Annotated in this window: 18 protein-coding genes; 13 read left to right on the top strand and 5 right to left on the bottom strand. The window is 31.4% G+C overall.

Annotated elements, in window-relative coordinates; translation table 11 throughout:
* The first annotated feature begins 11 nt into the window (after window positions 1-11).
* From EOV51_RS02590 to EOV51_RS14610, 4 genes are all read left to right on the top strand, one after another.
* The gene (locus EOV51_RS02590) at window positions 12-464 is read left to right on the top strand and encodes a hypothetical protein (RefSeq protein ID WP_128149566.1); all 453 of its coding nucleotides are present in this window, start codon (window positions 12-14) and stop codon (window positions 462-464) included.
* A gap of 414 nt (window positions 465-878) precedes the next feature.
* Window positions 879-1,436 carry a hypothetical protein gene (locus tag EOV51_RS02585; protein ID WP_128149564.1) on the top strand — a complete coding sequence of 186 codons (558 nt, stop codon included), beginning with the start codon at window positions 879-881 and terminating at the stop codon, window positions 1,434-1,436.
* A gap of 522 nt (window positions 1,437-1,958) precedes the next feature.
* Window positions 1,959-2,303, top strand: a complete 345-nt coding sequence (locus tag EOV51_RS02580; RefSeq protein ID WP_128149562.1) for an RHS repeat-associated core domain-containing protein — start codon at window positions 1,959-1,961, stop codon at window positions 2,301-2,303.
* 51 nt (window positions 2,304-2,354) lie between these two features.
* Window positions 2,355-2,516, top strand: a complete 162-nt coding sequence (locus tag EOV51_RS14610) for a hypothetical protein (protein ID WP_228427692.1) — start codon at window positions 2,355-2,357, stop codon at window positions 2,514-2,516.
* Between the two features lie 42 nt (window positions 2,517-2,558).
* On the opposite strand, the gene EOV51_RS02575 is transcribed toward EOV51_RS14610, so the two are convergent.
* A complete protein-coding gene (locus EOV51_RS02575) occupies window positions 2,559-2,867 on the bottom strand; it encodes a hypothetical protein (RefSeq protein WP_128149560.1) in 309 nt (102 codons plus the stop codon).
* Here EOV51_RS02575 and EOV51_RS02570 point away from each other — a divergent pair.
* Both EOV51_RS02570 and EOV51_RS02565 read left to right on the top strand, forming a co-directional pair.
* Window positions 2,862-3,323: a hypothetical protein gene (locus tag EOV51_RS02570; protein ID WP_128149558.1), complete on the top strand. Its 462-nt coding sequence runs from the start codon at window positions 2,862-2,864 to the stop codon at window positions 3,321-3,323. The two genes, EOV51_RS02575 and EOV51_RS02570, sit on opposite strands and share 6 nt — an antisense overlap.
* 1 nt (window position 3,324) lies before the next feature.
* On the top strand, window positions 3,325-3,768 hold the full coding sequence (locus EOV51_RS02565; protein ID WP_128149556.1) for a hypothetical protein: 444 nt from the start codon (window positions 3,325-3,327) through the stop codon (window positions 3,766-3,768).
* A 67-nt stretch (window positions 3,769-3,835) separates the two neighbouring features.
* Here the strand turns inward: EOV51_RS02565 and EOV51_RS02560 are convergent, their stop codons facing one another.
* Window positions 3,836-4,111: a hypothetical protein gene (locus EOV51_RS02560; RefSeq protein WP_128149554.1), complete on the bottom strand. Its 276-nt coding sequence runs from the start codon at window positions 4,109-4,111 to the stop codon at window positions 3,836-3,838.
* Between the two features lie 237 nt (window positions 4,112-4,348).
* Between EOV51_RS02560 and EOV51_RS02555 the strand changes: the two genes are divergently transcribed.
* Both EOV51_RS02555 and EOV51_RS02550 read left to right on the top strand, forming a co-directional pair.
* A complete protein-coding gene (locus tag EOV51_RS02555) occupies window positions 4,349-5,269 on the top strand; it encodes an RHS repeat-associated core domain-containing protein (RefSeq protein WP_164875231.1) in 921 nt (306 codons plus the stop codon).
* A gap of 4 nt (window positions 5,270-5,273) precedes the next feature.
* Window positions 5,274-5,585, top strand: a complete 312-nt coding sequence (locus EOV51_RS02550; RefSeq protein WP_128149550.1) for a DUF1493 family protein — start codon at window positions 5,274-5,276, stop codon at window positions 5,583-5,585.
* A gap of 184 nt (window positions 5,586-5,769) precedes the next feature.
* On the opposite strand, the gene EOV51_RS14605 is transcribed toward EOV51_RS02550, so the two are convergent.
* On the bottom strand, window positions 5,770-5,910 hold the full coding sequence (locus tag EOV51_RS14605; protein ID WP_164875230.1) for a hypothetical protein: 141 nt from the start codon (window positions 5,908-5,910) through the stop codon (window positions 5,770-5,772).
* A gap of 191 nt (window positions 5,911-6,101) precedes the next feature.
* On the opposite strand from EOV51_RS14605, the gene EOV51_RS02545 reads away from it, so the two are divergent.
* Together EOV51_RS02545 and EOV51_RS02540 are read left to right on the top strand one after the other, a co-directional pair.
* Window positions 6,102-7,013, top strand: coding sequence for an RHS repeat-associated core domain-containing protein (locus EOV51_RS02545; RefSeq protein WP_128149548.1), 912 nt, complete (start codon window positions 6,102-6,104; stop codon window positions 7,011-7,013).
* Between the two features lie 9 nt (window positions 7,014-7,022).
* Complete coding sequence (locus EOV51_RS02540) at window positions 7,023-7,526, top strand: hypothetical protein (protein ID WP_128149546.1); 504 nt, start codon at window positions 7,023-7,025, stop codon at window positions 7,524-7,526.
* 115 nt (window positions 7,527-7,641) lie between these two features.
* On the opposite strand, the gene EOV51_RS02535 is transcribed toward EOV51_RS02540, so the two are convergent.
* Window positions 7,642-7,917: a hypothetical protein gene (locus EOV51_RS02535; protein WP_128149544.1), complete on the bottom strand. Its 276-nt coding sequence runs from the start codon at window positions 7,915-7,917 to the stop codon at window positions 7,642-7,644.
* Between the two features lie 237 nt (window positions 7,918-8,154).
* Between EOV51_RS02535 and EOV51_RS02530 the strand changes: the two genes are divergently transcribed.
* Both EOV51_RS02530 and EOV51_RS02525 read left to right on the top strand, forming a co-directional pair.
* Window positions 8,155-8,955 carry an RHS repeat-associated core domain-containing protein gene (locus EOV51_RS02530; RefSeq protein WP_181951005.1) on the top strand — a complete coding sequence of 267 codons (801 nt, stop codon included), beginning with the start codon at window positions 8,155-8,157 and terminating at the stop codon, window positions 8,953-8,955.
* A 103-nt stretch (window positions 8,956-9,058) separates the two neighbouring features.
* Window positions 9,059-9,547: a LemA family protein gene (locus tag EOV51_RS02525; RefSeq protein ID WP_164875229.1), complete on the top strand. Its 489-nt coding sequence runs from the start codon at window positions 9,059-9,061 to the stop codon at window positions 9,545-9,547.
* A gap of 88 nt (window positions 9,548-9,635) precedes the next feature.
* Here the strand turns inward: EOV51_RS02525 and EOV51_RS02520 are convergent, their stop codons facing one another.
* Window positions 9,636-9,998 (bottom strand): hypothetical protein, encoded by a 363-nt coding sequence (locus EOV51_RS02520; RefSeq protein WP_128149538.1) that lies wholly within the window; start codon window positions 9,996-9,998, stop codon window positions 9,636-9,638.
* A 199-nt stretch (window positions 9,999-10,197) separates the two neighbouring features.
* Here EOV51_RS02520 and EOV51_RS02515 point away from each other — a divergent pair, with 199 nt between their 5' ends.
* Complete coding sequence (locus EOV51_RS02515) at window positions 10,198-10,707, top strand: hypothetical protein (protein ID WP_128149536.1); 510 nt, start codon at window positions 10,198-10,200, stop codon at window positions 10,705-10,707.
* Window positions 10,708-10,945 lie beyond the last annotated feature (238 nt).

Raw genomic sequence — 10,945 nt, 5'->3', positions numbered from 1 at the left:
AACAATAATGAATGAAAAAATATAGATTTTATTTAGGTAGACTACTCCTAATGATAGTTTTATTGATTTTTATTTGTGCTGTATATAATATAATTTATTATAATATTTCTTCAGCGAAATTAATAGAAACAAAAAATAAGACATATAAAATAGGAAATTTACTTGGAATATCAGAAGATAGAATAAATTATATTAATTCTTTTGAGCTAAATAAGATGCCATTTTCTGTTGAAGCTATAATGGATGAGAGATATTATATTGCTTGTTTCAAGATAGGCTATATTTTTGAGAATAAATCATTATTTGATATAACTAGATTGTCTACAATTCCATTTTTAAAAAAGGAACAAGATAATTTTTTAACAGGAGGTAATTATATTAGATTTCCCCCAACAACTATTAATAATCCATTTTCAGTTCTTTTTAATACGCAGTTATTTCCTAATGCTGAAATAAAACAATAGAAATTTATACTGATCAAAATGATTATATTTATAAGGATTTATCTTTAAAAGGGGAAATAAGTTTTATTACCGAATCTAAAAATATTTCATTTAGTCTGAATAGGAACAATGAAGAAGAAATGCTTGTTAATTCTTATTATGAAATAGGATATAGGACTAATATAATAATTTCTAAAGATGATAAAAGTAATGTATATATAATATGTTTATCGCCTAAAATAGATATTATAGAAGATAAGAGAGTTATTAGTGCGCCATTTAAAACTCTTAAGGAATTAAGGGAAGTATCAAATTAATAAAAACAAAGAACCCCTCGCGTAAGCGAGGGGTTAATAAAAGAGCAGTAAAAAATAGAATAGAACAAAAAAAATAAAAATAGAAACGAATTAAAAAGAAGAATAAAGAATTATTATTATGAAAAGACAATTATTAGTAGCCTTATTGGTAGTATTAAGTAGTTTAGTTTATGGACAAATAGGGAGTAAAGCTCCTTGTAAGGTATATTTGAAAGATGGGACGGTAAAAGAAGGGAAATCTTCAATAGACCGAGGCAGTAGCAGAATAAAAATAGCTGGAGTAGGAATAGGGTTTAAAGGTAAAAAGTTTATGCAGGAGATTACTTTAAAGTCCCAAGACGGAAAAAAAGAGAAAATAGGCATAGATCAGATAGATAGGATAGAGTATGAGCGAAAGCTTAATAAAGAGGCTAAAACTATTGTCTATAGGCCGATAAAAATCAATGAAGAAATAATATTAGCCAGAGAGCTGATATCAGGTAAATTATATGGAGCCTATCAGGTTTCAAAAGTAACACTAGGAGAAGCGGATGGACAGAATGAATTTTATTACATAAAAAAAGGAGATGCATACGAGAAAACGACTTTAGGCTCCCTCAAAAAAGAATATAATTGTAGTATGGAAGAGGGTAAAGGAAAAGAAGACAAGATTATACGATGTTTACAAGGGAAATAAGAGGAAAGATCATTTTAAATATTAAGAGCGGCAACTTTACAAAGTTGCTGCTCTTTTTGATTACTCCTTATTCAGTAAATCCAACAACTCTAACTCGTCTTTAGGAATAAGGGAGCGGATAAGCGCAAGAATGTTGTAAATGTCCATTGGTTGTGTTCGGTGTAATTGGTGAATGATAGGTCTGCCAATAAAGCGGTCTGAGTAATTTTACAGAGGGATTTGAGGGTAAAGCCTAAGTTCTCGTAGTCGGGAATGGTTTTTAGCTTTTGTAAAGTAACTAAAAAGTCTTTAGGGTTCAGGTTTTGTTTTGAAGACTTGTTTTGTGTTGTCATGATAAAAAGTGATTAAATTAAATAAAAAGGCAGGTCGCTGACAACACATTCTACAGAGTAGAAAAGTCTCGGGACTTTTATTTGTATTTTATCTTAAAATAGTATCTTTGGCAGGTAAAAAGTTGATTGAAATAGTTTGCTGTAGACTTGTTTAGATATATAAACAGGAGTAAGAGTTTTTTAGAAAGAAATAATACCCAAAGGAAAAAATCTTTTCTTATGTAAGGGTAAGGAGTTGGATGAGGAAACAGGTCTTTATTATTACGGTGCCAGATACTATAATCCGAGGGAATCTGTGTGGTTATCTACCGACCCGTTAAGCGGTTACAATCCTATCTTTGAAACTGAACATTACATCGATGGTCAGCATAACGGAGGAATATTTAACTCGTTTAACCATAATACCTATGGTTATTGTTATCAGAATCCGGTTATTTTAGTTGATCCTAATGGAAAGCAGGCTAGATCTACAACTGTGTTTGGAGTTAATGGAGGATGCACCAGTCTTATAATTACTATAATGTGCCTAATATAAAACTGAGTGCCAAGGCGCAAGCTAAGTTTAGTGTAGGGGGCTCAAATAGGTGTGAAATTTAATTCAGGAATAGTGAAGGGCAAAGTAGAAGCAGGAGTTGCTACAGTAAATGTAGGAACTGTTTCTGTAGGAACCCAGGTCTTAAAGCTGTGGAATGGGATGGGACAATGCATAATTTCGTTGGAGGAGAATTGTCACTTCCTGTTCAACTAGGAAAAACAAAAGAACTTACTATAGGAGAAAGCTTGATTATAATTATGAATATGACAAAGAAAAGGCTGATGGAATTAGTGCAGTTGAAAATACAGCAAATTTAGACTGGGAAGCAAATTTAGTCTTATTAAAATATAAGCTACTGCTAAACTTGTTCCAGGTAGAATTGAAGCAACTACTAAGGTAAAAGTAAAAGCTGGAAACTGAATTTATAGGATTAGATTTTGGAGCAGGAATAAAAGTGGTTTTTGGAGTAGATGTAAATGTTAAATTTGGAGTAGAAGTGGCAGATCGAAATCCAACAGTAGATACGTCAAATAGAACTTCAACAGTGGATATACAATAATGCATACAAATTATTTAATATATAATACAATCGATAAAATTGAAGTATTTGATTTAGAAAAAGGATTAATTTTTCATGTAAATAGAAAACAATCTATTCTAGATAAATATAGATTGGAATATTGTGATATTAATGAGAATACTTTTTTTATTATAGAAAAATATGATTTTTTATTATATTCAACTAGAAAAGTAATTTTTAATGAATTAGGATATAGGGCTGTTTTTGACAAAAAAGGTATATTATCTTTTGAAGGGAGAGAAATTAGATTTATATCTCAAAATTATTTTAGAACTAAAGAAATTATTTATATGAATAATATTGCAATTGGAGAAATAAACAGAATAAAATTTACACAAGAAATTGAAGAATATGAAATTGTTTTGAATGGAGAAATTGAAGAAAATAAGCTTTTAATTTTAATTTCATTTTGTTTAAAATCTAATTTTAATTTTAATTGATGTGAAAAATTATAGAAGAAGATTGTTGCCTTTATGGATTAAATTTTTTTGCTGGATATTTATGGTAATAGGGGTTCTATCAATACTAATAATGCTAATAGTCTCTATAGGAGGAATTGGTTTTAGACCAGCGCTATCTATGTATGGTATAGATTCTCAGCAAGGCAATTTGAGTACGTTGGTGATTTTTATCACATTCGTATTTAACGGTATTGTAGCTTATATGTTGTGGTTTGGTAAAAGAATGGCTATAAGAATAGCTTTTATAAATATTATTTGGACTTTCTTATTATGCTTAACATCAATGTATGTAAATTATCATTATAATTCAGAATTTAGAATAAGATTTGAGTTAATATGTATAATTATTTTTTTTATAAAAATTAGGGAAGTAAAATTTAAGTGGGAAAATAAATTAACTCCTGATAAAGAAAATTTTTTATAAATATAAAATATTAGATCTTATTTCTAAAAAGTATAAACCTAACCCCGCACTTAGCGGGGTTTTTGTTTTAATGTTCTTTATTGATTAAATCCAACAACTCTAACTCATCCTTAGGGATGAGTGAGCGGATAAGCGCAAGAATGTTATAAATATCCCATTGAGTATGCTCGGTGTAATTGGGGAAAGAGATTTCCGCTAACAGTGCGGTCTGGGTAATTTTACAGAGGGATTTGAGGGTAAAACCTAAGTTCTCGTAGTCAGGAATGGTTTTTAGTTTATGTAAAGTAACTAAGAAATCTTTAGGGTTAAGGTTTTTGTTTGAAGACTTGTTTTGTGTTGTCATGGTAAAAAGGGATTAAATTAAATAAAAAGGCAGGTCGCTGCAAACACATTCTACAGAGTAGAAAAGTCTCGGGACTTTTATTTGTATTTTATCTTAAAATAGTATCTTTGGCAGATAAAAGAGTTGATTGAAATAGTTTACTGAAGCCTTGTTTGGATATTCAAACAGTAAAAAGAGTTTTTTAGAAAAAAGTAAAAACTGAAAGAATAAATCCTTTCGTATGAAAACGGTAAGGAGTTGGGTGAGGAAACCGGTCTTTATAATTATGGAGCGAGATACTATAATCCCAGGGAGTCTGTGTGGTTATCTACCGACCCGTTAAGCGGTTACAATCCTGTGATGGAAGTTGAGCATTACATTGATGGTCAGCACAACGGCGGGGTATTTAACTCATTTAACCATAACACCTATGGTTATTGTTACCAGAGTCCAGTTCATTACGTAGATCCGAACGGGAAGCAAGCATCTGCAATTTATGGAACAGATCCAGCAGGGTTATTAGATCCGTCTAACTTTAAGACTTCTACACCGAAAACAACAGGTGCTTTATATGGTTCAGGAAGAACTTTAAATTGGTTAGGAAATAACAATGTACATGTATCAGGTAAGCCAGGAACAGAGGCAGGTACCGTGACTAAGGGGACTTCGAGAGCTTCCAAATATTTAAGATATGATACTAATTGGGGAGCAGCTAAGTTACCTAAAGGATTGCATAGAAGACTTCCAAAGAAAATATCTTTGCCGGTATTAGGAACAACTCCAATAAAGACAGATACTTGGGGAGGGCTAGCAGGAAGAACAGTTCCAGTAGTGGGTAGAGGATTAGTAGTAGTAGGAGTAGCAGGGTCACTATACAATATTTCAACAGCAGAAGATAAATCTCTTGCAGCAGTGCACGAAGGAGGTACTTGGGCAGGAGTCATAGCTGGAGCAGAAACAGGGGCATCTTTTGGAACTTCAGGAGGTCCTTGGGGGATTGCCGCAGGAGGGATAGTTGGAGGAATAGCTGGAGAATCTGCTATTAAAAATCTTACAGAACCGTTAGTCCCTTGTGGATCTTGTGTTAAACCGAGTCAGAATTATCTTGAAGAGGGGATGAGAACAGATGGAGGATTAAAGGCTGCTCAAGACAATAACAATCAGAATAAAAATAATTAGAGTTATGGAGTTAACATTGAATAATTTGATTTTTTTCAGTGAGAAATACAATGACTACGAAACAGAGATTAGTGAAGTTACTTTAGTTACTGATATAGCTAATCAAGGAGATGATGTATATGATTTGCTAGATTCATTAGAAGAAGAATTTAATGTGTCTTTTGATAATTTTGATTTTAAAAAATATTTTTTAGAAGAATGGGAATTATCAAAAGGATGTTTAACATTTGGTATAATTAAAAGTAGAAAGATAGAACACGAATTAACGATAGGAGAATTATATGAATATATGATTAAAAACAGGAAGTTAGATTGAAGAATATAAATAAAAAACCCCGCTTAATAGCGGGGTTTTTGTTTTAAGGCTCTTTATTGAGTAAATCCAGCAACTCGAGTTCATCCTTAGGGATAAGCGAGCGAATAAGTTGCAGGATGTTGTAGATGTCCCATTGGTTGTGCTCGGTGTAGTTGGGAAAAGAGATTTCTGCCAATAGGGCGGTTTAAGTAATTTTACAGAGGGATTTGAGGGTAAAACCTAAGTTCTCGTAGTCGGGAATGGTTTTTAGCTTTTGTAAAGTAACAAAGAAATCTTTAGGGTTAAGGTTTTCATTGGAATTTGTTTGTACATTTTCGGTTTGCATAATGAATAATTATAAAAAGACGGCAGGTCACTGCAAACCAACTTATCGCTAGATGGAGTAATTTTTTATTTTACCTGAAAAAATATATCTTTGGACAGTTAAGAGATGATTGACATAGTTTTTAGCAGGCTTGTTTGAACAGTAAAACAGAGAGAGGGAAAAAGGATAAGCTCGGGCGAGGGTAGGAGGGTATAGATGCGTGTTTATACTATTACGGTGCGAGATACTATAATCCTAGGGAGAGTATATTCTTAAGTGTGGATCAAATGGTGGAGATGACCATGACGCCTTATCAGTATACGTATCAAAATCCAATCAATTATACCGACCCTACGGGTATGATTCCAGGAGATCCTGAGAATGGTGAAACTAGATCTACATCTTCAGGAGGTACAGAAGTTTATGATGACGGAAGCTGGCATAAAACAATTGATCCTGTTGTAGTAGAAGGTAAACGAAGATCTTCAGGTAATCTAGCTGCGCGTTTATATGGTGGTGAAAATGGATCTGCAACTACCCGATTGCAACAAGCTATACGCTCTGATCCAGCGACAAGAGATATAGATCGGACATTAGCTGAAACTATATCTTGGATTCCAGGGGCAGAATCTATGGAATTGCAGAATGCGTATGAAGATTATGAGAATGAAGATTATTGGGGGGCAGGGTTTTCAGCGTTTGCCTCAATTCCGCTAGTTGGTAAATTAGGTAAACTGTTTAAGTTAGGTAAATCTAATATTGGAAAAACAGCGGTTAAACTAGGTGCTGGTGTCATGACAAACTTAGGTGAAACACTTGGTAAGTTTGCTGTTCCTAAATACTATACTTATATTACTAAAGGAGGAAAAGGCGTATATGTGTCACCTCATGCAATGAAACATTTAGAAGAATTAGCGGAGCATGGTGCAGGAAATCCTCGTTATTTAAGACTTCTTGGACAAGTACACTTACAATCTATTAATTCTGCTATTGATGATATATTATCTCAAGGAGCTATTCAGTACAATAAAATGTATATTTCGGGAGGTAGTGAAATTATGTTTGGAGCACCTAGGGCTTTTGGAGAGTTACCCGCAGTGAAGCATTTTAGATCAATTCATTAATTTTTTATTATGATAAAAGTAAAATTAGAATTATTGGCAAATTTACCTAAATCCAATATTGAGGTATATGATAATATTAATAGAATTCCCCTTTTACTAACAGTGGATACTTCAATGCATAAGGAAGAATCTATATATTGTAGAAACTTAAATGGTGAAAATTTTCTAGAATTATGGTTTAATAAGAGAGATAAAAAATTAAAGGAAGTCGATTTATTAGCCTTACAGGAAAACACAGTGAAAATAGTTGAGAAAATAAACTTACCTGAAGACAATAGTTATTATAGTTGCTTTATTGAGATTAATGAAAGTGTTTTAGAGTTTTCTTCTCCTATGATTATTCTTAGAAGTGACGTATCAATTAATATATTATTTAAATCCATAGAGGAGTATAATATTACTTATCATTATTTAACTAAAGAATGCTATATAGGAATAACTCCTGATAATTATTTAATATCGGTAGGATTATCTTTAGGAAAAGAACAAATTGTTAATATATTTGGTTTTTGAATAAACTAAGATACACAAAACTTCTCGCAGTTGTAGATAGTACTCAAAATATTAGACAAATATTACAGTAAATATTTAAAAAGAAAGCGACCGATTAATCGGTCGCTTTTTGTTTTCAAGGTTCTTTATTGAGCAAATCCAGCCATTCCAGTTCGTCTTTAGGGATAAGGGAGCGGATAAGTTGCAGGATGTTGTAGATGTCCCATTGAGTGTGTTCGGTGTAGTTGGGGAAAGAGATTTCCGCCAGTAAGGCTGTTTGAGTAATTTTACAGAGGGATTTGAGGGTGAAACCTAAGTTTTCGTAGTCAGGAATGGATTTGAGTTTTTGTAAAGTAACTAAGAAGTCTTTAAGGTTAAGTTTTTGGTTTGAAGACTTGTTTTGGGTTGTCATGGTAAAAAGGGATTAAGGGTTAAAAAATAGGCAGGTCGCTGACAACCCATTCTACGAAGTAGAAAAGTCTCAGGACTTTTATTCGAATTTTAGCTTAAAATAGTATCTTTGGCAGGTAAAAGAGTTGATTGAAATAGTTTACTGAAGCCTTTTTTGGTTATTCAAACAGTAAAAAGAGTTTTTTAGAAAAAAGTAAAAACTGAAAGAATAAATCCTTTCGAATGTAACGGTAAGGAGTTGGGTGAGGAAACAGGTCTTTATTATTACGGAGCGAGATACTATAATCCGAGAGAGTCTGTGTGGTTATCTACCGATCCATTAAGCGGTTATAATCCTATGATGGAGTTTGAACATTATATTGATGGTGAGCATAACGGAGGAGTATATAACTCGTTTAACCATAATACCTATGGATATTGTTATCAGAATCCGGTGCTTTATGTAGATCCGAATGGGAAACAGAGTGAATTCTTTAAAAATAAGTGGGATAAAATTAAGCAAGGTTTTAGTAATAAGAAATCACAAATAGCTAATGATTTGAGTAATAAAAAATTACAATTAGCTAATGATTTAGTTAAAAAGCATCAAGCCAATGAAGATAAAATAATGGCATATTCAATAGCTATGGATGTTCTGATTGAGACTACAGAATATGGAGAATGGGTTACAAAAGCAAGAGAGAAAATAGTTAATACTTATGGAGATAATGATATGAAGAAGGCTAATGAAGTCTATAGTAAGGTTATAAGTACATTAAAGGATGTAAAAGAAGCAATAGAAGGAAATATAAATTCTGAAGATAAGTCTAAAAAGATGGTGCTAGATAAATCAGATAAGAAGCAAAAGAAATTAGATAGGTATATCTATATTACTGTAGCTAAGTTAGGTGTAAAGACTATAGGTTTACAAGTAGAAAATAAGACAATAGAAGAAACTGTTAAGAAACTTGATAAGAAAACTTATGATAATAAGTTAGATAATAAACCTAAAGATAGTACATTTGGAGGAGCAGGCTCTAGTGGTAAATATCAAAATTAAATTTATGAAAAAAATATTAGTTTACTTAGGTATAGGACTAGGTGTAATTTTTCTTTTTGTTATATTTTTTACGAGGATGTACATTAACAACATCGAATCTAATATGAAGGAGAAATTGATTAATGTAGAAGATAGCTGGAGTAAATTTTACGAGCTTAGAAATAAAAGGATTGCTATATTATATAGTATTGTAAACACATATGATAAAAGTAATATAAGTGCAGATAGTTTATTGTTAGTAATAAAACAAGTGAAGCAATTAAAAAATGATAGTTGTTCTCTAAGTTTTGTTTTTGGTGAGTACGAAGTTAATAGAGAGTATTTGAAGTTATTAAAGCATGAAAATATAGACTCGTTAAAGGTATCGAAAAGAATAAAAATTAATACAGAAGAATTAAATAAATTAAAAGATATTTATAACGAAAATGTTAAAGATTATAATACTTATATAATTAGACTACCTAATAACTTCATTGCTAAAAAAGGGGAATATTATCAAAAAGAATATTTTGGTATTACTTATGGAATATATAATAGAGACCCTATTAAGAAACGAGAGGAATCATTTAAAATGTTAAAAGATTTCTTCTAGATTAAAATTTGAGTTAGCATAATTTAATTAATAAAATTCTTAATTAAATAAAAAACCAAGAACCCCGCACTTAGCGGGGTTCTTTCTTTTACGGCTCTTTATTCAGCAAATCCAACAACTCCAGTTCATCTTTAGGAATAAGCGAGCAAATAAGTTGCAGGATGTTGTAAATGTCCCATTGGTTGTGTTCCGTGTAATTTGGAAAAGAGAGGTCGGCTAATAAAGTGGTCTGCGTAATTTTACAGAGGGATTTAAGAGTAAAGCCAAGGTTTTGATAATCTGAGATGTTTTTAAGTTTTTGTAAAGTAACTAAGAAGTCTTTAGGGTTAAATATTTGGTTTGAAGCATCGACTTTTTTGTTGTCATAGTAAAAAGGGATCAAGTCAAATAAAAAGGCAGGTCGCTCCAAATAAATTTTACAGTGTAGAAAGGTCTCAGGACTTTTATTCAAATTTTAGCTTTAAATAGTATCTTTGGCAGGTAAAAGAGTTGATAGAAATAGTTTACTGTTGCTGTCTTTAAATATATTTACAGGAGTAAGAGTTTTTTAGAAAAATGTAATAGCAGTTTGTATATTCTTTATTTTTCAATATAGGTTAATGATCGAAATTTAAATAACAAACTATTACAAATTAATCAACATTAATTTTATGAAAAAAATATTATTTTTAATACTTTGTTTAAGTATGAGTTTTTGCAAGAATATGGAGGTGAAAGAATATGTTGTTCCATGTGGTTTTGAAGGGCCTTTTGTAGTTTTTTTTAATGTTGAAGATGGAGTGGATATTCCATCGGTTAATGGAAGGAATAGTTTTACAATACCGTCTAACGGAATTCTTTTTGTGAGAAATAAATTTGACAATGATGGTTATTATGTTGAACATTATAGGATTTGTGATGGGATAAAGTTGGAAGTGCCAAATGTAGGGTATTTACGATATAATAAATTGTTTACAAAAAATGATTCCGTTTTTAATTTTGATGGAGTATCAGTTTCTACGGAAATGGCAGATAATAAGAGTTATAAAGTCAAAGCTTTTATGGGCTATATTGGAAAAGATACACTTCAAGCGGCTGAATATAAAATGCGGGGTCGGGCAAATAAGATCTTTGATTCCATATCGCAGATAATATTAGATAAACGTTTGTTAAATGATTAGTTTAAGTATAAATAAAATATTCAATTGTAAATAAAAGCCCCGTTTCATAGCTGTTTTTTTTGTTTTACTATTCTTTATTAAGTAAATCCAAGAATTCCAGTTTATATATAGAAATAATTGAATGAATGTTGCAAATGTTTCAATAAGTGTCTTTAGTGTAGTTGGGGAATAAAATTTTATTTAGTAGTACATTTTTGTGAAATTTACAGCGGGATTTAAGGATAGGAGTCTTTAGGAA

Source organism: Apibacter raozihei (genome assembly GCF_004014855.1).
Classification (GTDB): Bacteria; Bacteroidota; Bacteroidia; order Flavobacteriales; family Weeksellaceae; genus Apibacter; species Apibacter raozihei.
Note: the sequence above shows the minus strand (reverse complement) of the source record. Positions and strands in the feature narration are given on the sequence as shown.